Source organism: Hymenobacter cellulosilyticus, assembly GCF_022919215.1.
GTDB lineage: Bacteria > Bacteroidota > Bacteroidia > Cytophagales > Hymenobacteraceae > Hymenobacter > Hymenobacter cellulosilyticus.
Window position 1 is genome coordinate 5,549,884 of the sequence record NZ_CP095046.1, and the last position, 25,886, is coordinate 5,575,769.

Genomic DNA, 25,886 nt, shown 5'->3' on the forward strand with positions numbered 1-25,886 from the left:
TTCGAAGAGAAAAGATAGGTAATTCCGCATACTTTGCCCCGCCGGGCACCGCGCATCGAGCTAGCGGCCGTCGTGGGTGGGTGGCAGGTCGAGGTCGAACTCAATGTCGCGCATGCACCGGAAATGGCCCTGCGGACATTTGGCGTAGCCAATCTTAGAACAGGGCCGGCACGACAGGCCCGGCACTTCCAGCGCCCGAAACTCGGTACGGTAGGGATACATGCCAAACTCCGGCACGGTGTTGCCCCACACGCTGAAAATCTCCTTATGAAAGGCCGCGGCAATGTGCATCAGGCCCGTGTCGTGGCTGACTACCAGCTGAGCCTGCCGTACCAGGGAAGCCGACTGATTCAGGGAATACTGCCCGCAGGCGTTGTAAACCGGGAAAGAAGTAAGGTTGTGAGTGGGGGAGTTTTCCAGGGCCTGCACCACAATGTGGCCGGTCGTTTCGTCCTCGGGGCCGCCGAGCAGCACAATGGGGCGGCCGAGCTGGGCACAAAGCTCAATGATTCGCTCGGTAGGCAGGCGCTTGGTGGCGTGCTGGGCCCCGATGGCAAAGGCTACATAGCCCCGTTGAAATTCGGCCGGCAGCGTAGCCAGGTCCACTTCATCTTTGGGTGGAATGAAGTAGTCGAGGCCCTGCCGGTCGTCTTGCACGCCCAGGGGGCTGCGGCAGCCAGGTACCGTTCCACAATGTGCACCCGGGGCAGCACGTCCACCTTGGCATTGACGAGCAGCCATTTCTGCCAGTTGAGCTTATCAAAGCTGGACGACTTGACGCCCAGCCGCAGCTTCAGAATGCTGGTGCGCAGGTTATTGTGCAGGTCTACCACAAAGTCGAACTGCTCCTGCTTGAGCTCGGCTACCAGCTCGGCCAAGGAGCCGGTGAGGTAGTGAGCCTTATCCACGTAGGGGTTGGGCTCGATAATGCTGCGGTAAGCCGGCTTGGTACAATAGTGCACCTGGGCGCCGGGCACCTGCTGCTTGAGGGCCCGCACCACGGGGGTCGTCAGCACGATGTCGCCGATGGAGGAAAAGCGCAGAACCAGAATCTTCATAAAAGCTACTCACGGCCGCCGGAAGCAGGGCGGACAGGCAATTTACCCGAACAGGGAGTCTTTGTATTCCAGGGGCGGCTTGATATTGGCCTTGCGCTCGGCAAAGTAGGCGGCCATTTCCTCGGCGCTCAGGGCGTTGAAGGTCATGTCCTTGGTCAGTCCGCCCTTGCGGCCCATCATCACGCCGTAGCGCATGTCGGCGTAGCCGTTGGTGTGGTGGGCGTCGGGGTTGATGCTAAGCTTCACGCCCTGGTCCAGTGCGTAGCGCACCCAGCGCCAGTCTAGGTCGAGGCGCCAGGGGTTGGAGTTGATTTCGATGATGACGTTGTGCTGGGCGCAGGCGTCGATAATGGCCTTGTGGTTGATGGGGTAGCCTTCCCGCCGCAGCAGCAGCCGCCCCGTGGGGTGGCCCAGCATGGTGGTATAGGGGTTGGCAATGGCCCGCAGCAGCCGCTCGGTGGCCTTACGCTCGTCCATGCGCAGGTTGCTGTGCACCGAGGCCACGATGAAGTCGAAGGTCTCCAGCACGCTGTTGGTGTAATCCAGGCTGCCGTCGCCGAGAATGTCGCTTTCGATGCCCTTGAAGATGCGGAACGGGGCCAGCTCCTGGTTGAGCTGGTCGATTTCGCGCTGCTGCTGCCGCACCCGCTCGGGGCTGAGGCCGTTGGCGTAGTGCGCAGCCTGCGAATGGTCACAGATGCCTAGGTACTCGTAGCCTTGGTCGCGCAGGAACTCGGCCATCTGGCGCAGGGTGTGGGCGCCGTCGGAGTAGGTACTGTGGTTGTGTAAAGAGCCGCGCAGGTCTTCGTCGGTCAGCAGCGTGGGCAGTTTGTGCTCCTGGGCCAGGGCTACTTCGCCCAGACCTTCACGCAGCTCGGGCTCCACGTATTGCAGGCCGGCCTTCTCGTAAATGGCGGTTTCCTGGTAGAATTTCTCCTGCTTGACCAGCTGCCGCAACGAGCCCGCCCGGCTGCCCGTGAGTGGCTCCGACAGGTGAGCCTCGGTGGCCGAGTGCAGAAACAGCTGATTCACGAAATTTTCCTTGCTAACCAGATACACTTCTACTTTCACGCCCGTGGCCGTGCCGCGCCAGGCAAACGGACCGGAGCGCTGAGCATCGGGCGTGAGGCCATCGAGGTGGCCGAGCAGCTCGTGGGCCTGCCAGGGCTGGGCAGTGGCCGCCACCAGGGTCACGGTTTCCACGATTTCGAGGCGACGACGGACTTCCCCGCCACGGCTACCGAGTCGGTGCCCAGGGCCTCGCGCAGGCGCCGGGCCAGGTCTTCGGCCAGTTCCTCGGCTTGCGGGTAGAGCAATTTGCCCTGGCTATCCTGGTTGAATTCCAAAGCAGCCAGAATCGTGTCCTGGGTTTTTTTGCCAAAGCCCTTGAGCTTGCTCACCTCATCCCGCTCGGCGGCTTCGCGCAGCTGCTCGGGGCTCTCCACGCCCAGCTCCCGCCACAGCACCCGAATTTTCTTGGGGCCGATGCCCTTGATGTTGAGCATCTCCACCACGCCGGGCGGGGTAGCTTCCAGCAGCTTGCGCAATTCCTCAAACGTGCCCGTGTCGAGCATTTCGGCCACTTTGGCGGCGGCCGTCTTGCTCAGGCCGGTGCGGTCGGGTAGGCCGGTGCGGTCCATGTCGGCCACGGGCAGCTCCAGCCGCTCCAGGGTGGCCGCTGTGCCTTCGTAAGCACGGATTTTAAACGGGTTTTCCTCGTGCAGCTCCATGAGGGAGGCAGCCAGACGAAAGGCACGGATGAGGGCGCGGTTATCCACTTGGTTTCTGGTTTGTAGTTATTGGTTTTTGGTGGGGTAATGCCGGACCGAAAAGCCCGAAACAGATAACAGTACCCAAAAACCACGAGGCAGCGGCCCGTCAAAGGTACGGGCCAAAGTCGTACATTCGCTCCTACGGGCCATTTCGGGGCCCGGACGACCTGTTGTTCAATTTTCCTTTGCCGGTATGCGCCTAATCCTGTTGTTGGCTTCCATGAGTTTGTTTTTGTTGGCAGGCACCTGCAATACCGATTCGCGCGCCTCGTCGCCCGAACTCAAGCGTCTGGAAGGCACCTGGCTGCACGCCCACGAGGAAGACCAGGACGACGTGCGCGTGTACCGCCCCAACACTTACGCGTTTCCGCCTTCCCGGGGCCGTACGGGCTTTCAGTTCGACCACAACGGCCTGTTTACCCAGTACGACATTGCCCCCACCGACGGCCTGGAAGGCCGCAAAGGCCAGTGGAAAGCGGAAGGCTCCAACGTCATCCGCATCAGCCTCGACGACAAGAAAGAGCCCGACTACAAGCTCGAAATTGTGTCCCTGGAAAACGGCGTGCTCAAAGTAAAGCGCGTCGAATAACGAAGGCCGTGCAACCTTAGCGCACTTTATACCATCTGCTCTATATTCCTGGTTTTTTCACTTATTCTATGTTGCGCCGCTTACTGTTTTTACTATCCGTCCCCATGCTGCTGGCCAGCTGTGAGAAAGAATCCGACACGGCGGCTCCCACCGTGAGCCAGGCTGTGTTTGAAACCCAGGTGCAGGGCCGGGGCTGGCAGGAGTCGTGGGAGGAAGAGCAGCCGGGCAGCGACATTAAAATATTCCGGCCCGAAACGGTTGAACTGCCCGCTTCCCGCCCCCGCTACGGCTTCCGTCTGGAGGCCGACGGCGTATTTATCGGACGCGGCCCCTCGCCTACGGATGGCATTGCCGTGTTTCCCGGGCGCTGGATAATAGAACGAAACCAGCAGCTGCGCGTCACGCCCAGCGGCCAAAGCGCCAGTTACGGCCTGCAGATTATTTCCCTGCAGGATGATGTTCTCAAAATTCGCCGGGTCGAATAAGGCCCTGCTTATTTGGGTAAAAAGCCCGGCAAAAGCTGAACTGACGTTTTTTCAGTTTTCTTTTGCCGGGCTTTTCCATTTGCTTTCCGCTTTGCTTTCATGAATTACTGGCTCGTAAAATCAGAACCCAGCGCCTATTCCTGGCTCGACTTCACCCGTGACGGCCGCACCGACTGGACCGGAGTGCGCAACTTTCAGGCCCGCAACTACCTGCTGCAGATGCAGCCCGGCGATTTCGTTTTGTTTTACCACAGCGTCACGGAGAAAACCGTGGTTGGCATTGCCCAGGTAAGTGCCGTGGCCGCCCCCGACGCCACCGCCGAGGCGGGCAGCGGCTGGGTGGCCGTGGAATTGCGGCCTCACCAAGCCCTGGCCCGCCCCGTGGCGCTGGCTCAGATCAAGCAGGACAGCCGCCTCACCCAGATCGGGCTTCTGCGGCAGTCGCGCCTGAGCGTGATGCCGCTGCGGGCCGAGGAGTTTGACGTGCTGCTCGAACTTGGCAGCTAACGACTGGCCGCGGTAACCAACCAAGCCTGGCGCCTTTTGGGGCAGCCAGGCTTTTTTGTGCCCGTGAACAGAACAGCCCGCGCAGCGTGTTGTGTGGAAACGCGGCGAGTTGTGCATCTGTATAAGCAACCCACGTGACTATCTGTCGCCTTCCTCGTATCTTCCACGTGCTGCTATCAGGGTAGACGTGGTGGCACCCAACCGACTATGAAACAACCCGTACTCCGACTCCTTTTGCTTCTGCTGTGGAGCCTGCTGCCGGGCCGAGCCCGGGCCCAGGAGCTGCCCCGGACGCGCCCCGACAAACGGCCCGCCTGGAGCTGGATCTGCAGTCGTTTTCCAGCGACGTGCAGGTGCTGGCCATTCCGGAGGATAGCAGCGTGGTGCTGCTCGTGGAGCGCGAAGCCAAAATTACCGGCAAAAGCTCCTACGTATTTCAGAAGCTGGACAAGGCGCTGCATAGCCGCTGGGAAAAGCCGCTGGAAGTACCAGAGCGGTTTCAACTAACGGAAATATGCGGCGAAGGAACCATGGTATATGCCCTGTTTCAGGACGACTACCTGAGCAACAAGCTGTGGATTGCGGCCCTGAACAGCCGCACCGGCCAGATTCGCACTACCACCTACGACACCAAGCTGACGCACAGGGTACAAAGCATGAAGGCCCTGGACGGGAACCTGTTTGTAACCGTGCAGCTGGAGCAGCACCTCACAGTGCTCCTGCTCAAGCTGCAGTCGGGAGAGTTTGAGTTCTTGCCCGCCGTGTACGAGGCCCTGGAAAGCCAGTTTACGTTTATAACCGATTCGGTAGCAAACCAGATCAAGTTTGTGGTAAGCCAGAATAACGGCGTCAAATCCCGGCTGCAGGTCAAGCAGATTTCCCCCAGGGCAAGCTCCTGCACAGCGAGTTTGTGCAGGCCGAAAGCAACCGGAGTTTGCTCACGGCCCAGCTCAGCCCCGGCGACTCTACCAACGGGCTGATGGCGGGCACCTACACCCTGCGCGACATTCGCTACTCCCAGGGCCTGTTTGCCACCGACCTGACCCAGCCCCTGACGCCCAGCGGAGCCCGGCCGTCGCTACGATTCTACGACTTTCTGCATCTGAAGCACTTCTTCGACTTCATGAGTCCTAACCGCCAGGCCCGGCTGCGGCAGCGCGGGGCCCGCCGGCTGGCCGCCGACCGGGAGTTTCGCCTGCATTACCGCCTGCTCATGCACGATTTGCTGCCCAGCCCCGAAGGCTACGTGCTGGTGGCCGAAATCTACACGCCGCACTACACCTACAACCGCTACGGCTTTGGCTTCACGAGCAACTCCCGCAACTTCGATGGCTACCGAACTACGCATGCCATTGTCTGCGGCTTTGACCGGCGGGGCAACCTATTGTGGGACAACACCTTTGTTCTAAAGGATGTAGAAAACTTTCACCTCCAGGAAACGGTGCGCATCCGGCCCCTACCCGACGGCCGGCGCTACGCCCTGACTTATATCGACGACCATCACATTCGCTATAAGATTGTGGACCGTACCACGGCTTCACCTAATGATCTGGAAGTACCCGTGCAAACCACGCTTAAGCCCGGCATCAAGGAAAAATCGACCAGCACCAGTGATACCAACATGCAAGCCTGGTACGGCAGCCGCTTTCTGGCTTTCGGCTACCAGCACGTGCGGGCCCCTAACTGGAGCGGCCGGGACGTGTTTTTTATCAACACCGTAGATTTTGATTAAAGCCAACGGCCCGGCCGGGGCTGCGTATGGGAAAGGCAGTTTCCTCTTTTTGCCTTTTTTTACGCTATGAAAAACCGTCTCCTAACTCTCTGGATGCTCGTTGCGCTGCTGGCCGCCAGCAGCTGCCGCACCAGTGGCCCCGGCACTCCCGCCCGCACCGTGGCCGAATTCTTCAACAAATACGAAAACCGCTCGGGCTTTAAAGCCACCGACTGGTCGGCTGGCCTCACTACCCGCCTGCTGCTGCTCAAGCTCGGCAACCTGGGCGGCGACAACGACCTGACCCAGGCCATTTCGTCGGTGCGCAGCGTGAAGGTGCTCACCTTCTCCCCTACTTCGGGCAGTGCCCGCGAACTGGTGGCTGAAGGACTGACTAAGGAAGTAGACGGCCTGCTGGCCAATGAGCGCTACACGCCCCTGCCCGTAACGGCCGAAGCCGGCACCACCGTAATGCGCTACTCGGCCAGGCAGCAGGGCGACCGAGTAAAAGAGGTAGTTGCAACCGGCAACGTGCAGGGCGCGCCCGAATCGTTTATGCTGGTGGCTATTTCCGGCGACTTCACCCAGGACCAAGTTAATAAGCTGGTAAAGTTTCTGCCCAGCGTATCGGGGGAGCTTTCCAAGTAGGACCACTTAATTCTTAGTATAAAAAGCCGCTCGGTAACCGGGCGGCTTTTTTGTGCTTTCAAAGGTCGCCGCTGCGCCAGAACTCGCTCAGCAGTTGTGCGCCGATAATAAATCCAATACTTTATCTGCCTGATCCTTAACCCGCACAAAGTAGTGGCTTATTTAACCCGTTAATAGCTATGCAGTGGAAACTGAAAGCAGTGGGAATCCTGCTGCTGCTTCAATTTGGAGCCAGCACAGTTTGGGCCCAGCGTAAGAAAATTGAAATAGGCCACATCGACAGCCTGACCTCCAAGGTGCTGCAGGAAAAGCGGGGCGTGTGGATTTATGTACCGCCCGGGCCGGCCGAAGTAGGCTATGCGCCCAAGCGCTACCCGGTGCTGTATCTGCTGGACGGCGACTTGAATTTCTCGTACGTCACGGCTCTGAACCAGCAGCTAAACTTGAGCGGCAAGGGTCCGGAAATGATAATCGTCGGGATTCCCCACCCCTATCCCACCCGTACCCGCGACTTGACGCCCACGCACTCGACTAAGCGCTGGGACGGGGCCGAAGACCGCACGCTGAACTTGTCTGGCGGCGGCGAAAAATTCCTGAATTTTCTCGAAACCGAGCTGCTGCCCTATATCGAGGCGAAGTATCCCACGGTGCCCTACCGGCTGCTGGTGGGCCATTCTTTGGGTGGTTTGGCCGTATTGAACACCCTGGCAACCAGACCCAAGCTGTTCAACGCGTACTTGGCCATCGAACCCAGTCTGTGGTGGGACAATACGCTGGTGCTACATAAATTGAACACGGCGGTTGTGCAGCGCAAGTTTACCGGGCAAAAGCTGTTTCTAGCCGTGGCACACACCGAAAAGCCCGGCCTCGATACCACTCAAGTGCGGCGCGACACCACCGGAACCACGCGGCACACCCGCGCCAACCTGGCCCTGGTCGACCTGCTGCGGAAGCAGAAACCCAGCGGCTTGACGTGGCAGTGGAAATATTACCCCGATGACACCCACTTCTCCGTGGCGCTGCCAGCCCAACACGATGCGCTACGGGGCTTCTTTCAGTACAAGGAGCTTGCTTTGCCCACTTCTGTTACCGACCCGAGCTTTACGGTAGCGGCCGTGCAGCGGCATTATGCGGAGCTTTCGCAGCAGTATGGCTACGCCGTGCTGCCGCCGGAGGAAACCATGAATATGTACGCCTGGGGCTATATGCAGCAAAAGCTCTGGGAAAAAGCCTACCAGTTTTTGCAGCTGAACCTAAAAAACTACCCCCAGAGCTACAACGCCCACGCCAGCCTGGCTGCCTACTACGAGGCGCGCAACGACAAGGCCAAAGCCCTGCAGTACTATACCGTCGCTTTGCGCCTTCAGGACTTGCCCGAAGCCCGGCAGAAAATAGCAGAGCTACAGGGTTCTCCCCGAAGCCGTAGCGCACAAAAAAGGGCCTCACCGATTTGGTGAGGCCCTTTTTGTTTGGCAGCAACCCAACAGGTTAGATAGAGGGCTGGGGCAGGGTGAAGAATTCAAACTTGAACTCTACGCGGCGGTTCTGCGACATACCGGCCTTCGAGGTATTCGGGGCGGCAGGCTCACCTTCGCCACGACCTTCCGTCACGACGCGGCTGCCTTCTACCTGCTTGCCGGTGAAGTAGCGCTTCACCGATTCGGCGCGGCGCTCCGACAGGCCCTGGTTGTACTCGTCGGTGCCGCGGCTGTCGGCGTGGCCGATTACGCGGATACCGTACTCAGGGTGGGTTTTCAGCGCTTCAATCATCTTGTTCAAGGCAGGGTAGGAGCTGCGCTCAATTACGGTGCTGTTGGTTTTGAAGCGCACGGGCACTTCCAGCTTGCGCAGGGCGGGGTCAACTACTAAGGGGCAGCCATTGGCATCCACGCGGGTGCCGGCAGGCGTGTTGGGGCATTTGTCCACGTTGTCGAGGATACCGTCGTTGTCCTGGTCGAGTACCAGCGGGCAGCCATTGGCATCTACCTGCGTACCGGCAGGGGTGTCGGGGCACTTATCCTGTGGATCAGCTACGCCGTCCTTGTCGGTATCGGGGCAGCCGCGCATCTGGGGCGTACCAGGCGTGTCGGGGCAGGCATCTTCGCTGTCGCGCACGCCGTCGTTGTCACGGTCGGGGCAACCTTCGAGCGTGGTCAGGCCTTTTTCAGTGGGGCACTTGTCCTGATAATCTGGTACACCGTCGCCGTCGCCGTCGAGGGGGCAGCCATTCTCATCCACGGCCACGCCGGTAGGCGTATCGGGGCATTTGTCTTTGCGGTCTGGCACGCCGTCACCGTCGGTGTCTTTGGCTTTACCGAAGGCCAGGGTTAGGCCCACGGTGTGCTGCAGGTAGCGGTCATCAAATTTGTCATCGTCCCGAATCGGCTCCCCGTCCAGGTTGGCATTCAGCGGAATGTGCTGCCCGGTCTGCACGAACAGGCCCACGGCGTCGCTGAGGCGGAAGTTGATACCAGCCGCGCCAAACGCGTCGAAATACGTTTTATCCTCGTCAATGCGGGTGCCACGCACCAGGCCTTCGCGGCTGGTATAGGCAATGCCCGGGGCTACCAGCAGGTAGGGCTGCACCACGGCGTCTTCCTTCAGCGCCCAGCCGTTGTTGAGCTTCAGCTTGAAGGCCAGGTTCACGTTCACCACGTTGGTGCTGAAAAGCGTGCTGGGGCTCTGAGTGCCCTTCAGCTCCACGTACGCGCCCTGCAGTCCCAGGTCGAGGCCGGGCGTGAGGTAGCGGTTGATGCTGATACCAGGGCCGTAGGAGTTATTGCTCCAGTTCCAGAAGTCGGAGCCGAGGCTACCCTTGTACTGATACGCGCTGCCGTAGAGGCTCAGGGCCGTTTTACGGTCGGCTGTCTGCGCGTGCCCTTCCGGGGCCGCCGCCAGCAGCGTCAGTCCCAGGGCGAGAGAAGAGGTTAGAGAACGTTTCATGAGAACGGATTTGGGTGACAAAAACGCCTGCCTGCGGGGCGCAAAACAGGCGCGGTGCCGCAAACATAGGTACCGAACTATACTTTTCGAATGCGAGAAGGTTGTCTTTGCCCCCTGCTTTTTACCTAAAAAAGCCCGCACACAGCAGCTTTCTGCCTGCTTCTCAATGACTCCGGGCAGCGCAGATTTTTTTGCAGAAAATCGATATATTTTAATTTTCCGGGAAAGCTCACAATGCAAAAAGAGCCGCCCGGATTGCGGGCGGCTCTTGCTGGGCCACGGGATTTTAATAAAAATAAGCCTAGCGGCGGGCCTCGTGCATCAGGCGTTCAATGTCGTCGGCCTCAAGCGGAATGTTCTTCATCAGGTCCTCGTTGCCGGTCTTGGTGATGAGAATATCATTTTCCAGGCGAATGCCCAGGCCTTCCTCCCGGATGTAGATGCCCGGTTCGCAGGTGTACACCATGCCGGGCTCGAACACGCGGTACTTGGCGCCCACGTCGTGCACGTCGAGGCCCAGGTAGTGGCTGGTGCCGTGCATAAAGTACTTTTTGTAGAGCGGGGCCGCCGGGTCCTGGTTCTTTACATCATTCTCGTTGAGCAAGTCGAGCTTGATGAGCTCCTGCTCCATGGTGCGGCCCACCTCGGCGTGGTAGTCCTCGATGTTGTTGCCGGCCACCAGGCGGGAGGTGGCGTGCTTCATGACTCGCAGCACGGCCTCGTACACGGCGCGCTGCCGCTTGGTGAAGGTGCCGTTCACGGGCACGGAGCGTGACAAGTCGGCGGCGTAGTTGGCAAACTCAGCGCCGAAGTCCATCAGCAGCACGTCGCCGTCGTGGCACTCCCGGTCGTTGCTGACGTAGTGCAGAATGCAGGCATTGGCCCCGGAGGCAATGATGCTGCCGTAGGCTGGACCCCGGCTGCGGTTGCGCACAAACTCGTGCAGAATCTCGGCTTCAATCTCGTATTCCCACACCCCGGGCCGGATAAAGCCCAGCAGGCGGCGGAAAGCTTTTTCGGTGATGTTGGCCGCCTCCCGCATTAGTCGGATTTCTTCCTCGCTCTTGATGGCGCGCAAGTGGTGCATGAGGGGGGCCACGCGGCGATACTGGTGCAGCGGATATGCCTCGCGCAGCTTTTTGCCCAAGCGGGCATCCCGCGTTTCGACCTCCACCACGGCCCGGATGTGCTCATTGGAGTTGAGGTACACGTTTTCGGCCTCGTTCATCAGGGCCGGCAGCACGGTTTCGAAGGAGTCGAGCCACAGGATGGTGCGCACCCCGGACTGGGCACGGGCGTCTTCCTTGGTCAGCTTGTAGCCTTCCCAAACCAGGATATGCTCACTGGTTTCCTTCAGAAACAGGATTTCGCGGTACTGGGGCAGTTTGGCGTCGGGAAAAATCACCAGGATGCTTTCCTCCTGATCCACGCCGGAGAGGTAGAACAGGTCATTGTTCTGACGGAAGGCCATGGTGCCGTCCGCGTTGGTCGGCATCGTGTCGTTGGAGTGGAAAATGGCCAGCGACGCCGGGGGCAGCTGCTGAACAAAATTGCGCCGATTCTGAATAAAGAGCTGCGGATCGATGGGGCCGTAACGCATGGGATGAGGTTAGAGTGCAAACGAAAGACCCACCGGCGGCGGGCCGGCTGCAAGTTAATAGAATGCTTATACGTGCACCGGACCGTGCGCACCGCTTGAACCTGGGCCGGGGCGCGGTATCTTTGCAGCCTGCTACTCGTCTATGCCCAATCCTGTTGCCCGCCGCGCCGTTCTGCTTATCCAAACCGCCTTTATCGGCGACGTTATTCTGGCTACGGCCCTGCTGGAGCGCCTGCACGCCACCGAGCCCGATACGCCCGTCGACTTTTTGGTGCGCAAGGGCAACGAGGGCCTGGTAAAAGACCACCCGCACGTGCGCCGGGTGCTGATCTGGGACAAGAAAAAAGATAAGTACCGGGGCCTGTGGCACCTGCTGCAGCAAATCCGCGGGGCCGACTACCAGCGCGTCATTACCCTGCAGCGCTTTGCCTCCACGGGCTTTCTGACGGCTTTTTCGGGCGCGCCCGAGCGGGTGGGTTTCGACAAGAACCCGTTTGCTTTCCGCTTCACCCGGGCCATTCCCCACGTCATCGGGGCGGGCGTACACGAGGTATCGCGCAACCTGCACCTGCTCGACCCGGCCTACGACGGGCCCCTGACCCCGCCCCGCCTCTACCCCTCGGCCGCCGACGAAGCTGCCGCCGCTCAGGCCGCCGAGCTAGCAAACGGGCAGCCCTACCTGTGCATTGCTCCCACGTCGGTGTGGTTTACCAAGCAGTTTCCGCGGGAGCAGTGGCTGAAGCTGCTGCGGGCCCTGCCGCCCAAGTACACCGTGTTCCTTATCGGCGGGCCACCGGACGTGGCTGAGTGCGAGGCGCTGTTGCAGGCCAGCGGCCGGGCCGGAGTGGTCAACTTGGCGGGTAAGCTGTCCTTGCTGGCCTCGGCGGCCCTAATGCGCGGGGCGGTGCTGAACTACGTCAACGACTCGGCGCCCATGCACCTATGCTCGGCCCAGGGCGCGCCTACCTGCGCCATTTACTGCTCTACGGTACCGTTCTTTGGGTTTGGTCCGCTCAGCCCCTTTTCGCGGGTGGTGGAGCTGCCCGAGGAGCTGGAGTGCAAGCCCTGCGGCCTGCACGGCTACCGCAAATGCCCCCTGAACCACTTTCACTGCGCCCACGGCATCGAAACCAGTCAGCTGCTCAGTGCCCTGGCCGAGGCGGAAGCGGTTTAATGAGTTGTGGTAGAACTCGTGTCATTGCTCCACATTCGCACCTGAGCACATAAACTCCGCCCATTAACAATCTACCTTTGCCGGGATGAAACCAGCGGCGTGGCTTGCTGGTTAATATCTTTTCCGGCCCAACCACTTTTTCGGGCGGCCGGCTCCAGTCTTCAAGACCCTATTCAATGTCTGATTACGACCTCTACGAGTTGCCCAACGGCATTCGGGTTCTACATAAACAAGTACTGCACACCAAGATTGCGCACTGCGGCTTTCTGCTCGACATTGGCTCCCGCGACGAGAAGCCGCACCAGCTCGGTCTGGCTCACTTCTGGGAGCACATGGCGTTCAAAGGCACCGAAAAGCGTAAGAGCTTTCATATCCTGAACCGCCTCGAAACCGTGGGCGGGGAGCTCAATGCCTATACCACCAAGGAGAAAATCTGCTTTTACGCCTCGCTGCTCAGCACCCACTTCGAGCGGGCCTTTGAGCTGCTGACCGACCTGACGTTCAACTCGGTGTTTCCGGAAAAGGAAATCGAGAAGGAGCGCGGCGTGATTCTGGAGGAAATGAGCATGTATCAGGATGCGCCCGAGGACGCCATTGTGGACGACTTCGACGACGTGATTTTCCCCAACCATTCCCTGGGCCACAACATCCTGGGCACCCGCGAGAGTGTGTCGGGCTTTCAGCAGCAGGATTTCTACCGGTTTCTGGCCGACAACGTGCGCACCGACCGGCTGGCGTTCAGCTCGGTAAGCAACCTGCCCTTCAAGGAGGTGAAGCGCCTGGCCGATAAGTATCTGGCCCCGATTCCGGCCAAGCTGGGCGCCCGGCCCCGCACGCCCTTCACGGCCTTTCAGCAGGTAGAGCTAACCGAGCGCAAGCCGATCAATCAGGCCCACTGCATTATCGGCGGGCCGGCCTACGCCATTGGCGACGCGCGCCGGATTCCGTTTTTCATGCTGAATAACCTGCTGGGCGGGCCGGGAATGAACTCCCGCCTGAACCTGGCGGTGCGCGAAAAGTACGGCCTGGTCTACACCATCGACTCGACTTACAGCCCCTACACCGACACGGGTTTGTTCGGCATCTACTTTGGCACCGAGAAAAAGCAGGTGGCCCGCACCATTTCGCTGGTCAACAAGGAGCTGAAGCTGCTGCGCGAGAAAACCCTGACTACCAATCAGCTGCACGTGGTAAAAGAGCAGCTGATGGGCCAGCTGGCCATGTCGGAGGAAAGCAACAGCGGTATGATGCAGCTGCTGGGCAAAAGCACCCTGGACCTGGGCCGGGTGGAATCCATCAACGAGGTATTTGCCCAGATACGGCAGATTACCGCCGAGGAGCTGCGTGATCTAGCCAACGACGTGCTGCGCGAAGACAACCTGAGCGTGCTGCAGTACTTACCAGAGTAGGTGAGATAGTGAAATGGTGAGATGGTGAGTTTTTCGCTCTGACGACCAAACCTTACCTGTCATTGCAAGGAACGAAACAATCCGTCTTCTGCTAGTAACAGACGCCCTAGACTTAGAAAGCCCTTTGCCGAACGAACGGGAAAGGGCTTTCCCCTTAAGGCTGCTCGGCACATTTCATAAGACGGATTACTTCAGCTTTCAGCCTCGCAAGGAGAGGTGTCGTTAAACGACAACTCTCCATTTCACTATCTCACCACTTCACCATTTTGCGCATCTTTGGTCACGTTGGTACTTACCGGCCCGGCGACACGTTTGCTTCGCGGCTGGCCCTGAGTGCGGCAGGGCTGCACCGGCCGCTACGGGCGGGCGTCAGCGGCATACCAGCCGAGGGGGTCGATTCCATTGTGCTGGCCGGGCAGTACGAGGATGACGTGTTTGGCGAAGACCAGATTCTCTACGCCGGCCACGGCGGCCGGGACCCCAAAACCGGCCATCAGGTAGCCGACCAGGAACTGACGGCCCGCAACCAGGCATTTCACAAAAGCCTGGAAACCCAGCTTCCGGTACGGGTCCTGCACAAAGTTGCCACCGAAGACGGCACGCTGGTATACCGGTACGAGGGACTATACCAGGTAACGGCCGCCCAGTACGTGCGGGGCCGTTCGGGCTTCTATATTTGGCTCTTTACGCTACGGCCTCTGCCTGGAGAAGCGTAGAGCCTGGCGGGCTTTGCCGTTATTTGCGTTCTGGTTGCTTATATATCTTTCCCTGAACTGTTAGCGGCATGCCGTTCACGCCCGCCCATCCGGCCCTGGTTTTACCTCTGTTTCGTGTCGGGCCGCGCAGGCTTTCGGCTACGGCCCTGGTGCTGGGTGCTATGGCTCCTGACTTCGAGTATTTTCTGCGGCTGCGGCCCGATGGTATTTACGGGCACACCTGGGCCGGCATTTTCTGGCTGGATTTGCCCCTGGTGCTGGTCTTTGCCGGGCTTTTTCATAACCTGGTGAAGCTGCCTTTAGTGCAATGCCTGCCCACCATGTTCCGGTCCCGGTTGCTGCCGCTCACCGCGGGGCGCTGGGGCTGGCGGCGGCTGTTTTCGGGGCCGGTGCTGCTGGGGGCCTTGCTGGGCTGCCTGTCGCACATTTTCTGGGACTGGTTTACCCACGACGACGGCCTGGTAGTGCTGCACTGGGCCTGGCTACGCCAAACCCTGCCGGGTTTCGGCCCCGAGTGGCCCCTGTACCAGTTTCTGCAATACGTCAGCACGTTTATCGGCCTGGGCAGCATTCTATGGTACGTGCTGCAATTGCCTGCTCAGCCCACTCCGCCGTTGCCGCCTACCCGCACCCGGTTCACGTTCTGGCTGGCCACCGGCGCCGTGCTGGTGCTGCTTTGGGGCCCATTTATGATTTACTCGGCCCGCATCTGGCCCTTCGATGCCAACTCGGTACTGGTAACGGGCATGAGTGCCGGGCTGGTGGGCCTACTCGTAGCGGCCGGCGTGCTGCGCCGCCGTTTGGCCCTGGCTCCTGGTACTGACTCCTGATTTTCCTGAATTTACTTTTCTCCGCCGTGCATCCCGACGAACTGCAGACCTACGCCGAAACCCACTCCTCGCCCGAACCCGAGCTGCTGCGCCGCCTCAACCGCGAAACCCACGTGCAGGTGCTAGCCCCGCGCATGCTTTCGGGCCACTTGCAGGGCCGGGTATTGAGCATGCTCAGCCACATGGTGCGGCCCCGGCGCGTGCTGGAGCTGGGCACGTTTACGGGCTACTCGGCCCTGTGCTTGGCCGAGGGGCTGCTGCCCGACGGCGAACTGCACACCGTGGAGCAAAACCCTGAGCTGGAAGCCCGCATCCGGCGCTACGTGGCCGAGGCGGGCCTCACCGACCGGATTCACCTGCACATTGGCGACGCTACGGCTGTGCTGGCTACGCTCACCGAGCCCTGGGATTTGGTGTTTATTGACGCCGACAAAATCAATAATGCGCGCTACTACGAGCTGGTGCTTCCACAGGTGCGCCCCGGCGGCTTTATCCTGATCGACAACGTGCTCTGGAGCGGTAAAGCACTGCCTTCCTACCCCTGAAGCCGGCCGACAAAGACGCCCACGCCGTGCGGGCCTTCAACGACTTTGTGCAGCAGGACGAGCGGGTAGAGAATGTGTTTCTGCCCTGCGCGACGGGCTCCTGATGGTACGCAAACAGTAATTTTCCCGGGCCTCATTAAACATTTGCCCTGAAGCCGCGTCTATGGAGCTTCAGGCTGAATAGTATAATGAGAAAAGTAGCTCTACTTCTGTTGTTGTTGCTCGGGGCACTGCCCGGATTTGCACAAACCTACCCCGTTTCCGGCCGCGTAGTCGACATCACCGACCAGTCGCCGCTGATTGGGGCCAACGTGCTGCTGGTGCGCCTGCCCGACTCGGCCAAGACTGGTACCGCCGTGGACCCGACGGGCAGCTTCTCAATACCGGCTGCGCCCGGCCGCTACGTGCTGACGACTTCTTTTCTGGGCTACGTTACCTTGCGTCGGCCGGTGGAAGTAACCAATGGCCCCGTGGCGTTGGGTTCCCTCACGCTGGCCACCAGTCAGGTAAAGCTTAAGGGCGTGGAAGTGGTAGGCCAGGCCGCCGCCGCCGTGCAGAAGGGCGACACCACGCAGTTTGACTCCCGGGCCTTCAAAACCAACCCCGATGCCAACGCCCAGGATTTGATTACCAAAATGCCCGGCGTGGTGGTGCAGGATGGCAAAGTGCAGGCCCAGGGCGAGCAGGTGCAGCGCATTACGGTAGATGGCAAGGAGTTTTTCGGCAGCGACCCGGACGCCGTGCTGAAAAACCTGCCGGCCGAGGCCATCGACAAAATCCAGGTGTTTGACCGCCGCAGCGACCAGTCGCAGTTTACCGGCTTCAACGACGGCAACACCGAGAAAACCATCAACATCGTAACCAAGCCCAACTTCCGCAACGGACAGTTTGGGCGCATCGTGGCCGGCTACGGCCCAAGCAGCACCAATTCCCTGGCCGACGGCAAGTACCAGGTCAGCGGCAACCTGAACTCGTTCAAGGGTACGCGTCGCTTTTCGGTGGTGGCCCAGTCCAACAACGTGAACCAGCAGAACTTCGGTACTGATGACCTACTGGGCGTAATTGGCACCTCGGCCCAGGGCGGCGGCGGAGCCCGCGGCGGCCAGGGCGGGGCCCGGGGTGGACAGGGCGGCAACCGCGGCGGCGGACAGGGCCAGCAGGGCGGCAGTAATGCCGGCAACTTCCTGGTAAACCAGGCCAGCGGCATTTCTACCACCCACGCCGTGGGCCTGAACTTCTCCGATACCTGGGGCAAGAAAGTAGATGTGCAGGCCAGCTACTTCTTCAACCTGAGCGACAACAACTCCAACAGCACTACCAACCGCCTCTACAACGTGCGCGACAGTGCCTTCTACTCGCCCTACAGCCGCCAGTCGCCGCTGCTGCGCACGCTGGGCTACAACGAAATTTCGGAAGGCTCGGCCCGCAATATCAACAACCGCTTCAACCTGCGCCTCGACTACAAAATCGACAGCACGAACTCGATTCTGTGGCAGCCGCGCTTCACGATGCAGCGCAATTCGAGCGACAGTAACCTGGACGGCAACACCTTCCTGAGCGGCTTCTCCGACGTGCCCGACAGCGTGCAGAGCGCCAACCTAAGCCGCTACAACTCGGCCCAGGACGGCATTACCTTCACCAACCAACTGCTGTACCGCCACCGCTTCGCCAAGCGCGGCCGCACCTTCTCGCTGGGCCTCAATACCACTTACAACGACCGGGACGCGGATAACTACCTGTATTCGGACAACTTCGACTACACCTCCCGGCCCGACATTAGACTAAGCCAAACCAACCAGTACTCCCGCCTCGACCAGGTGGGCTGGACCTGGAACGGCTCGGCCAACTACACCGAGCCCATCAGCCTGAAAAGCCAGCTGCAGCTGAACTACACGCTGAACTACTCGCCCAACGATTCGGACAAGAAAACCTACAACCTGCTCAACGGGGAGCAGCAGGTACTCGATGAGCAGCTTAGCAACGTGTTTACCAGCCGCTACATCACCAATTCCGGCGGCCTGACTTACCGCTACCAGTTCGAGAAGCTGGAGTGGGCCGTGGGCACGTCGGTGCAATACGCCCAGCTGCACAATGAGCAGGAGTTTCCGCAAACCGTTACCACGGACCGGCCTTTCTGGAGCGTTTTGCCCAACGCCTCGGTGCAGTACAAATTCTCGCGCAACCAGAACCTGCGCCTCAACTACCAGACCCGCACCCAGAACCCGAGCATCAACCAGCTGCAGGCGGTGGTAAATAACTCCAACCAGCTGCAGATCCGGACCGGCAACCCTGATCTGGCCCAGGAATACTCGCACAACCTGTTTTTGCGCTACTCCTCCTCCCAGCCCGAAACCTCGCGCTCCTTCTTTGCCTTGATTGGCGGCTCCTACACCGACAACTCCATTGCCAACAGCACCACGGTGGTGCAGCGCCCCACGGCCATCGACGGCACGGGCGTAATTGTGCCCGCCGGCGGTACCATCATCCGGCCCGTCAACCTGAACAATCAGTATTCGCTCCGCTCGTTTGCCAACTACACCCTGCCGCTGAAGGTTATTAAGTCGAACCTGAACCTGAACGCCTCGGCCAGCTTCAGCCAGACGCCGGGCTTCGTCAACGGGGTACTGAATTACAACCGTTCCCCCAACTTTGGCCTGGGCGCGGTGCTGAGCAGCAACATCAGCCCCGAGCTGGACTTCACCTTGTCGTCGAATTCTACTCAGACCTACGCCCGCAATACGGTGCAGAGCAACAGCAACAGCCAGTATTTCCGCCAGAACACCACGTTGCGCCTCAACTGGATCCTGCTCAAAGGCGTGACGCTGCAGTCGGAAGTAAACCACGTGGCCCTCTCGGGCCTGACGGCCGGCTACAATCAGAACTTCGTACTCTGGAACGCCAGCCTGGGCAAAAAGCTGTTTGCCAAGCAGCAGGCTGAAATCCGGCTCTATGCCTTCGACCTGCTGGCCCAGAACAACAGCATTCAGCGCAACATCACCGACGCCTACACCGAAGACGTGCGCACCAACATCCTGCAGCGCTACTTTATGGTAATGTTTACCTACAACCTGCGCAACTTCAGCGGCTCGGGCGCGGCTCCCACCGATGCCCCCGCGACGGAAACCGGCAGTTTGGCCCCCCGGCGGCATTCCCGGCGGCCGTCCGCCCGGCGGTGGCGGCGGGCCCGGCAGCGGGTTTGGCGGTTAAGGGCCTTTCATTTTTTCGGGTAACTCCATCCAACCCCACCAGGGCGGCAGCTTGGCAAAAGCAGCGGCTCCGGTGGGGTTTTTAGTGCCCGAATTTTGCACCGGGCACGCCTCGCCACGGGTTTGGGAGCGGCACTGCAGCCTGAAAAATGAGCATTTTTACGCCATTTTCTGCCGTATCCACCGTTTTTTCGCCTACTTTGTACACGGTCGGCGCTGGTCCTCAGTAGGATTGAAGCCAGAACGGCCGTGTGTGCCTCCTATGAAACGACTTATACTCACGCTGCTCTGCCTGCTGCCCCTGCTGGCCGCAGCCCAGAGCGTGACGGTTCCCTCGGACCTGTATTTTGCCGGTCTGCACCTGCGTCTCACCGATGGGGGCCGGGCCGCCGTCCAACAGAAAGTAGATGCCATCCGGCGCTATCAGCCTTCGTTTCAGGCCCGCGTAAACCTGGCCGACGCCCACTTCCCCTCATCGACCGGGTGTTTCAAACTGAGGGCGTGCCCCTGGATTTTCGCTATCTGGTGCTCCAGGAAAGCGGCCTGCAGGGCGAGGCCCAGTCTATTCACGACGCGGTGGGCTACTGGCAGTTCAAGCGGGAGTCGGCTACGGAGCTGGGCGTGCTGGTCAACGACGTGGTGGATGAGCGCAAGCACATCGTAGTGTCGTCGCGGGCGGCGGCTAAGTACTTTCTGCGCAACAACAATACGTTTCACAACTGGCTTAACACCCTGCTCAGCTACAACCTGGGCCTGACCGGCGCCAAGCCTTACGCCCTGCCAACCGACCCGGGGCTACCGAGATGGAAATTACGGAGCAGACCCATACGTATATCCTGACCTTCCTGGCTCATAAAGTTGCCTTCGAGCCCGCCTGCGGCCAAAATCCTAAGCCCCCGATGCTGCTGGCCGAGTTTCCGGCCGCGGCTGGGCAGCAACTCTCGGCCCTGGCGGCTTCCTTGCAAACCAGCCCCCAGGAGCTGGCCAAGCACAACCGGTGGCTGCTCAACGACGGCCCCGTGCCGCTCGACAAGGCCTATACCATCCTGGTGCCCGTAACGGACCCGCTGCAGCTGACGGCTATGGCGGCCCAGCAGAAAACCGCCGCCGCCGGCCAACTCCTGCACGAGCCCGCGCCTGACCCGGAAAACGCCGAGTTTGTGCAGGTGAACGGGCTGCGTGCCATCATTGCCCTGCCCGGCGACACCAAGGAAAGTCTGGCGCAGCGGGCGGGCATGAAGATGCGTAAGTTCATGCAGTACAACGACCTGTTTGCCTTCGACAACATCGTAGTGGGCCAGCCCTACTTCGTGCAGAAGAAGCGCGACAAGGCTGCCGTAGAGTACCACGTGGCCCAGCCCGGCGAAAGTGTAGCCACCGTGTCGCAAAAGTACGGGGTGCGCGCCAAGGCCATCTGGAGCAAAAACCGCATGCCCCGCAACGAGGAGCTGCGCCCCGGCCGCATTCTGTGGCTGCAGCACACTCGGCCCAAGGAAGTAGCCATTGAATACGCCAAGAGCGACGATGCGGCCGCCCTGGCCGCTTTCGAGCGGACCTCGTCAACTGCCGCTCCCGCTACCGCCTCGGCCAAGCCTGTCCGGAAGAAAGAGAAAGTAAAGGACGAAGCCGAGCCTTACACGGGCACAACGGCCGCCGCCAACCGGATTCTGGAAGACGGCGAGGACGCGGATTCAGCTACGACCAACACCGACAAAACCCTGGTAACTCAGGCCGATAGCGCAACAGATGACCACATGGAGAATCTGAACGAGCTGCCCAGGCTACAGCGGCCAAGCCAACGGTAGCTCCGGCTACCCCCGCACCGAAAGAAGCTCCCGCGGCAGCGCAGCCCAAAAAGCCGCTGCCTACAACTACTCCCGTGGCCGATGAGCCCGAGGAAGAAGCTGTAGCGGCTGAGCCCGTAAAAACTGCCCCGCCCGCAACCCCCAAAGCCCCTACGGCCCGGTAGCTGCTCCTGCCCCGGTGGCAACTACGCCCGCCAGCACCGCGGCCCACCCCGCCCCTGCTTCCTCCCCGGCTCCCACGACTACTGTAGTAGAACCGGTGCCGGCCAGTGGGCAGCATACCGTACAGAAGGGCGAAACGCTCTACGCCGTGGCCCGCAAGTACGGCCTGCGCCCGCGGACCTGATTGCCTGGAACAATTTGCCGGCCAGCCCTTCGTTGCGCCTGGGTCAGGTGCTGCGGGTAGCCGCGCCCACAGCCGCTGCGGGCAGCTCCGAGGCTAGCCCGGCAGACGGAACGGTAGCCTCGGCAGCGCCGGTGAATCATACGGTGGTAGCCGGCGAGTCGATGTACGGCATTGCCCGGCGCTACGGCGTGAGCATCAAGCAGGTAATGGAGTGGAATAACAAGGCCGATACCAACGTGAAGTTGGGAGAAGTCCTCGTTATTAAGGCTGCTAAGTAGCTTATCCAGTATCTTTGAACGGTTTCCGATTTTTATTCTCTGATTTTCCGAATGCGTCCCTTCTTTCGAGTACTCCTGTTTGGCGGCCTGCTTACGGGCCCTTGGCGGCCCAGGCTCAGCAGCCCACGGCCCCGGCTCCGGCCGCCCTTTCCGAAGATTCTGTGCGGGTGATGTCGGGCCTGGTGCAAGCCAGCGTACGGCAGCTACGCGAAATTTACTTTGAGCCCAGCGACACCCGGGCTGTTACCCTGATTGAAACGGCTCTGCAGGAAATCCCGGCCCTCAACCAGCGCCTGAGCCACTACACGGCCAGCCTGCCCCGGGAGCAGCAGCAGGTGTTGGCCCAGCGCCTGCGCCAGCAGCCCTGGCAGATTGAACTCCAGACCCTGATGCGCAGCCCGCAGTTTCGCAACTTCGACGCCCGCGCCGCCAAAAACCCCGACCTGAAAGCCGCCACCGAGCGGCTGCGGGCCTCGGGCTTCGTGGGTGCTTCCCGGCCCGCTCCGGTAGTAGCCGCGGCCCCGGCTTCCGAGCCGATGGGTACCATAGCCCCGCGCCTTCTAAGCCGACGAAGTCTGCTAAACCAGCTCCGGCTGCCAATTCCCTGGCTTCATCGAAAACCGGAGCGGCCAAGCCAGCCACGGGCTTTAAGGTAGCCCCGCTTACGGCACCGGCAACGGCTAAAGCAGCTCCGGCCGCCACAACAGCAGCGGCCCCGGCCCCGGCCCCGGTCAGTGCTGCTACTGCAGCTCAGGTGCGGCACACGGTGCAGAAGGGCGAGACGTTGTTCAGCATTTCCCGCCACTACGGCGTAACCCCGGCTCAGGTGCAGGAATGGAACAACAAGCCAACCGGGGCCGTGAAGATTGGCGAAGTGCTGGTATTGAACCCAGCCAAGTAAGACCAACCTGGCTTAACCCAACAAAAAAGGGACGCTGCTACAGCGTCCCTTTTTTGTTGTTAGTCCCTGGTCAGCTTTACGCAGCTACGGCCACTTGTGGGCCAGCCGGGCTATGCGCCGGGTGCGCGACTTCAGAAAGGCTACTACTTCGGCGTCAGACTGATACTGCCCGCCCAGGTTCACGAAGTTCTTGGCCAGCAAGTCGTAGCGGCGGGTCATCAGGTAGGCAAAAATGTGCAGGAAGTGAATTCCGTCGAACACTACCGCCTGATTCTGTGTGTACTGGTCCAGGTTTTTGCGGAAGTGGGCCGGGTGTTCGGTCCAGTGCAGGGCGGGCTTGAGGTGGTGGCTAATGTGGTAACCGTCGTTCCAGCACTTGTGGTTGTACTTGGTATTGATGCAGGTCACGCTGTTGGTGTAGCAGTTGTCGGGCGTGGCCGCGTTAATAAAGGCGTGCTGGCTCCAGTTGCCGAGCATCATCACGGCCCGGGTCACGATGACGGGCAGAATCAGCACGGCCAGCGTGGCGGGCAGGTTTACGAAGGCCAGCCCCAGGCAAGTCAGCAGGTAGATTACCTCCCGCGCAGCAGCCGAAACCGCAGCTTGGGCTTGCTGGTCCGCCCCAGATACAGCACCAGTTTAGGAATGCCCAGCAGGAAAAAATCGACCAGGTAGCGGCCAAAGCTGGCTACCGAGTCGCGCTGGTAGTACATGGTGGAGCTTTCGTCGTCGGGCAGGTTATTCTCGGGGTGGTGCATGCCGAGGTGGTGGGTCAGGTAGGTTTCGGGGGTTTGCCCAAACAGCGGCCCGATAACCCAGGGAATGTAGTGGTTGAGCCGGCTGTACTTTTTCTTGAACAGGATGCGGTGACTGGTGCAATGCAGCATCAGCCCAAACGGACCTTTGAAGTAAAAGGTGGTCAAACCCATATACACGGCAAACGCCGCCCACCACCAGCCCGCTGGCAACCCGGGCACAAACAGCAGGGCCACCAAAGGCAGCAGCGTGACCGATATTTCCAGGATGAGGTACACAAACGGCAGGTCCCGCTTGTCCTGAATAAACTGCAGCAACCAGGCATCCAGCCGGGAAACGGGGCCGCCGGGTCGTAGACCGGGTCGGTGAGGGCAACCAAATACTTCATGGGCAAATACTGGCCGAACCGCTCGACCGGGGATGACGACAACAATAAATAGCTACCCGAGGAATAAGAAAGCGCCGCGCCCCGGGGGCAACGGCCGAAAGAGCATATCGAATAAAGAAGCCGAGGGCTAGCATAGCAAGGCTGAACTATAACGGCCCGGGACGCGGAATAAGTCCAATAGTTGGAGCAAGATAGCCAGATTCTTACGGATGAGCTTTTGTAGACTATGGTTTGCTTGGCTTAGTTGCAACGCCGAAACGAGGCTATCTGCTCAGAAAGAGACTTTCAGTTGGTCAGAGCCATAAAAGCCAGTTGCAGACTATTTCTGCTTGGAGAGGAAAGTTTTCTACTCTGAGTACACTTCAGCCCCAGTCAACTGTTAACCAAGCTGCCCGATTCACCTTTTTGCTACCTGAGCGCTTCAGCTGTCGAGGACGGCACCCAAGGCCCTCCTTTTGGTGTTAGTACGCAAAAACCACTTGCCGCGCAATCTTTCCTGACCCCGCATTTGGCGGTAACTTTACTTTCGGCTTCGGGTCCTAATGGCCCGGGGCCTGTTTGCCCATGCCCGTATTCTCGCACCTGCACTGCCATACCCAATACTCCCTGCTCGACGGCCAGGCCAGCATCGGAGCCCTGATGAAAAAGGCCCAGGCCGACGGCATGCCCGCCGTAGCCCTCACCGACCACGGCAATATGTTCGGGGCTTTCAACTTCGTGGCCGAAGCCAATAAGTACAACGTGAAGCCCATCGTGGGCTGCGAGTTTTACCTGGTGGAAGACCGGCACAAGAAAAGCTTCAGCCGGGAAAAAGGCGAGCGGGACGTGCGTCACCACCAGCTCTTGCTGGCCAAGGACCAGGCCGGCTACCAGAACCTGGCTAAGCTCTGCTCCATGAGCTTTATTGAGGGCGTGTACTCCAAGTACCCACGTATCGACAAGGAGCTGCTGCTGCAGTACCACGAAGGTTTGATTGCCACTTCCTGCTGCATCGGCGCCGAAATCCCCCAGGCTTTGCTCTGGAAAAGTGAGGAGGAAGCCGAGAAGCAGCTCAAGTGGTGGCTCGACGTATTCGGCGACGACTACTACATCGAAATCCAGCGCCACGGCATCGAGAACATCGACAACACCGGCAAAAGCCAGGAAGACCTGAACCAGATTTTGCTGCGCTGGGCGAAGAAGTACAACGTTAAGGTCATCTGCACCAACGACTCGCACTACGTCAATCAGGAGGACTTTGCGCCCCACGATCTGCTCCTGTGCGTGAATACCGGGGAAGAGTACAGCATCCCGGTCGGCGACTTCCAGACCAAGTACTTCCGCCTGATTTCGGGCGAGAAAAAGGTGCTTTACGACCACCTCGACAACCTGCGCCCCCTGGCCTCGTCCGACGACTCCGTGCGGCGCCAGCTTATGCGCATCGACGAGGAATTTCAGATGCCCAAGCCCCGCTCCCGCTTCGGTTTCCCCAACGACCAGTTCTTTTTCAAGAGCCAGGAGCAGATGAACCAGCTGTTCAGCGACGTGCCGGAAAGCGTGGACAACACCAACGAAATCGTTGATAAAATCACGCCGCCCAAGCTGCAGCGCGACATTCTGCTGCCCAACTTCCCCATTCCTGCGGCCTTCGCCAACGCCGACGAGTTTCTGCGCGAGCTGACCTACGTGGGGGCCTTCGGGCCAAGTGCCGGCAAAGGCGTCGTGACGATGACCAAGCCGCCCCGCTACTCCGAGCGCACGCCCGAAATCGAGGAGCGCCTGGACTACGAGCTGCGCATTATCCAGACGATGGGCTTTGCGGGCTACTTCCTTATCACCCAGGACTTTATCAACCACGGCCGCAGCGTGGGCGTGGCCGTAGGGCCGGGCCGGGGCTCGGCCGCCGGTTCTGCGGTGGCCTACTGCGTGGGTATCACCAACATCGACCCGATTAAGTACTCGTTGCTGTTCGAGCGTTTCCTCAATCCGGAGCGCGTGTCCATGCCCGATATCGATATCGACTTCGACGACGTGAACCGCCAGCGCGTGATTGACTACGTGGTGGATAAGTACGGCAAAACCCAGGTGGCTCAGATTATCACCTTCGGTACCATGGCCGCCAAGTCCAGTATCAAGGACGTGGCCCGGGCCATGGAGCTGCCCCTGCCCTGACCAACGAGCTGGCCAAGATGGTGCCCGAAAAGCCCGGCACCACGCTGGCTGGGCCTTTGCTGAAAACC

At 60.2% G+C, this 25,886-nt stretch carries 25 protein-coding genes and 2 pseudogenes; 20 read left to right on the forward strand and 7 right to left on the reverse strand.

What is annotated here, in order from left to right; all coding sequences use genetic code 11:
* Positions 1-60: 60 nt before the first annotated feature.
* The 3 genes and pseudogenes from MUN79_RS27160 to MUN79_RS31530 form a co-directional block, all read right to left on the reverse strand.
* A pseudogene (locus MUN79_RS27160) lies at positions 61-1,058 on the reverse strand (glycosyltransferase family 9 protein).
* 42 nt (positions 1,059-1,100) lie between these two features.
* Positions 1,101-2,261: a PHP domain-containing protein gene (locus tag MUN79_RS27165; protein ID WP_311136613.1), complete on the reverse strand. Its 1,161-nt coding sequence runs from the start codon at positions 2,259-2,261 to the stop codon at positions 1,101-1,103.
* On the reverse strand, positions 2,249-2,836 hold the full coding sequence (locus MUN79_RS31530; protein WP_311136614.1) for a helix-hairpin-helix domain-containing protein: 588 nt from the start codon (positions 2,834-2,836) through the stop codon (positions 2,249-2,251). Before MUN79_RS31530 ends, MUN79_RS27165 begins: the two co-directional genes overlap by 13 nt.
* Positions 2,837-3,023: 187 nt before the next feature.
* Between MUN79_RS31530 and MUN79_RS27170 the strand changes: the two genes are divergently transcribed.
* From MUN79_RS27170 to MUN79_RS27200, 7 genes are all read left to right on the forward strand, one after another.
* Positions 3,024-3,419 (forward strand): hypothetical protein, encoded by a 396-nt coding sequence (locus MUN79_RS27170; RefSeq protein ID WP_244675590.1) that lies wholly within the window; start codon positions 3,024-3,026, stop codon positions 3,417-3,419.
* Positions 3,420-3,487: 68 nt separating this feature from the next.
* The gene (locus MUN79_RS27175) at positions 3,488-3,904 is read left to right on the forward strand and encodes a hypothetical protein (protein ID WP_244675591.1); all 417 of its coding nucleotides are present in this window, start codon (positions 3,488-3,490) and stop codon (positions 3,902-3,904) included.
* Positions 3,905-4,003: 99 nt separating this feature from the next.
* On the forward strand, positions 4,004-4,411 hold the full coding sequence (locus MUN79_RS27180) for an EVE domain-containing protein (RefSeq protein WP_244675592.1): 408 nt from the start codon (positions 4,004-4,006) through the stop codon (positions 4,409-4,411).
* 245 nt (positions 4,412-4,656) lie between these two features.
* Positions 4,657-5,391 carry a hypothetical protein gene (locus MUN79_RS27185; protein ID WP_244675593.1) on the forward strand — a complete coding sequence of 245 codons (735 nt, stop codon included), beginning with the start codon at positions 4,657-4,659 and terminating at the stop codon, positions 5,389-5,391.
* Entirely contained in the window at positions 5,322-6,143 is an 822-nt protein-coding gene (locus MUN79_RS27190; protein WP_244675594.1) for a hypothetical protein, read from the forward strand. The genes MUN79_RS27185 and MUN79_RS27190 overlap by 70 nt, the downstream gene beginning before the upstream one ends.
* A 66-nt stretch (positions 6,144-6,209) precedes the next feature.
* A complete protein-coding gene (locus MUN79_RS27195) occupies positions 6,210-6,770 on the forward strand; it encodes a DUF4252 domain-containing protein (protein WP_244675595.1) in 561 nt (186 codons plus the stop codon).
* A 179-nt stretch (positions 6,771-6,949) separates the two neighbouring features.
* A complete protein-coding gene (locus tag MUN79_RS27200; RefSeq protein WP_244675596.1) occupies positions 6,950-8,227 on the forward strand; it encodes an alpha/beta hydrolase-fold protein in 1,278 nt (425 codons plus the stop codon).
* A gap of 31 nt (positions 8,228-8,258) precedes the next feature.
* Here the strand turns inward: MUN79_RS27200 and MUN79_RS31535 are convergent, their stop codons facing one another.
* On the reverse strand, positions 8,259-9,713 hold the full coding sequence (locus tag MUN79_RS31535; protein ID WP_311136615.1) for an OmpA family protein: 1,455 nt from the start codon (positions 9,711-9,713) through the stop codon (positions 8,259-8,261).
* A gap of 301 nt (positions 9,714-10,014) precedes the next feature.
* Entirely contained in the window at positions 10,015-11,313 is a 1,299-nt protein-coding gene (locus MUN79_RS27210; RefSeq protein ID WP_244675597.1) for an aminopeptidase P N-terminal domain-containing protein, read from the reverse strand.
* Between the two features lie 142 nt (positions 11,314-11,455).
* On the opposite strand from MUN79_RS27210, the gene MUN79_RS27215 reads away from it, so the two are divergent.
* From MUN79_RS27215 to MUN79_RS27270, 12 genes and pseudogenes are all read left to right on the forward strand, one after another.
* Complete coding sequence (locus MUN79_RS27215; RefSeq protein WP_244675598.1) at positions 11,456-12,487, forward strand: glycosyltransferase family 9 protein; 1,032 nt, start codon at positions 11,456-11,458, stop codon at positions 12,485-12,487.
* 176 nt (positions 12,488-12,663) lie between these two features.
* Positions 12,664-13,896, forward strand: a complete 1,233-nt coding sequence (locus tag MUN79_RS27220; protein ID WP_244675599.1) for a M16 family metallopeptidase — start codon at positions 12,664-12,666, stop codon at positions 13,894-13,896.
* 266 nt (positions 13,897-14,162) lie between these two features.
* Complete coding sequence (locus MUN79_RS27225; protein ID WP_244675600.1) at positions 14,163-14,612, forward strand: YDG/SRA domain-containing protein; 450 nt, start codon at positions 14,163-14,165, stop codon at positions 14,610-14,612.
* 68 nt (positions 14,613-14,680) lie between these two features.
* Complete coding sequence (locus tag MUN79_RS27230; protein WP_244675601.1) at positions 14,681-15,442, forward strand: DUF4184 family protein; 762 nt, start codon at positions 14,681-14,683, stop codon at positions 15,440-15,442.
* Positions 15,443-15,468: 26 nt separating this feature from the next.
* A pseudogene (locus MUN79_RS27235) lies at positions 15,469-16,108 on the forward strand (O-methyltransferase).
* Positions 16,109-16,205: 97 nt separating this feature from the next.
* Positions 16,206-19,217 carry an outer membrane beta-barrel protein gene (locus MUN79_RS27240; protein ID WP_244675602.1) on the forward strand — a complete coding sequence of 1,004 codons (3,012 nt, stop codon included), beginning with the start codon at positions 16,206-16,208 and terminating at the stop codon, positions 19,215-19,217.
* A 477-nt stretch (positions 19,218-19,694) separates the two neighbouring features.
* Positions 19,695-20,033, forward strand: a complete 339-nt coding sequence (locus MUN79_RS27245; RefSeq protein WP_244675603.1) for a transglycosylase SLT domain-containing protein — start codon at positions 19,695-19,697, stop codon at positions 20,031-20,033.
* Entirely contained in the window at positions 19,997-20,998 is a 1,002-nt protein-coding gene (locus MUN79_RS27250; RefSeq protein ID WP_244675604.1) for a LysM peptidoglycan-binding domain-containing protein, read from the forward strand. Before MUN79_RS27245 ends, MUN79_RS27250 begins: the two co-directional genes overlap by 37 nt.
* Before the next feature lie 178 nt (positions 20,999-21,176).
* Positions 21,177-21,344: a LysM peptidoglycan-binding domain-containing protein gene (locus MUN79_RS27255; protein WP_244675605.1), complete on the forward strand. Its 168-nt coding sequence runs from the start codon at positions 21,177-21,179 to the stop codon at positions 21,342-21,344.
* A gap of 14 nt (positions 21,345-21,358) precedes the next feature.
* A complete protein-coding gene (locus MUN79_RS27260) occupies positions 21,359-21,622 on the forward strand; it encodes a LysM peptidoglycan-binding domain-containing protein (protein ID WP_244675606.1) in 264 nt (87 codons plus the stop codon).
* A 101-nt stretch (positions 21,623-21,723) separates the two neighbouring features.
* On the forward strand, positions 21,724-22,278 hold the full coding sequence (locus tag MUN79_RS27265; RefSeq protein WP_244675607.1) for a hypothetical protein: 555 nt from the start codon (positions 21,724-21,726) through the stop codon (positions 22,276-22,278).
* 98 nt (positions 22,279-22,376) lie between these two features.
* Positions 22,377-22,523 carry a LysM peptidoglycan-binding domain-containing protein gene (locus tag MUN79_RS27270; RefSeq protein WP_244675608.1) on the forward strand — a complete coding sequence of 49 codons (147 nt, stop codon included), beginning with the start codon at positions 22,377-22,379 and terminating at the stop codon, positions 22,521-22,523.
* Between the two features lie 84 nt (positions 22,524-22,607).
* Here MUN79_RS27270 and MUN79_RS27275 read toward each other — a convergent pair whose 3' ends face one another.
* The gene (locus tag MUN79_RS27275; RefSeq protein WP_311136801.1) at positions 22,608-23,096 is read right to left on the reverse strand and encodes a fatty acid desaturase; all 489 of its coding nucleotides are present in this window, start codon (positions 23,094-23,096) and stop codon (positions 22,608-22,610) included.
* Entirely contained in the window at positions 23,096-23,596 is a 501-nt protein-coding gene (locus tag MUN79_RS27280) for a fatty acid desaturase (RefSeq protein WP_244675609.1), read from the reverse strand. The genes MUN79_RS27275 and MUN79_RS27280 overlap by 1 nt, the downstream gene beginning before the upstream one ends.
* Positions 23,597-24,231: 635 nt before the next feature.
* On the opposite strand from MUN79_RS27280, the gene MUN79_RS32310 reads away from it, so the two are divergent.
* Entirely contained in the window at positions 24,232-25,818 is a 1,587-nt protein-coding gene (locus MUN79_RS32310) for a PHP domain-containing protein (RefSeq protein ID WP_262922954.1), read from the forward strand.
* Positions 25,819-25,886 lie beyond the last annotated feature (68 nt).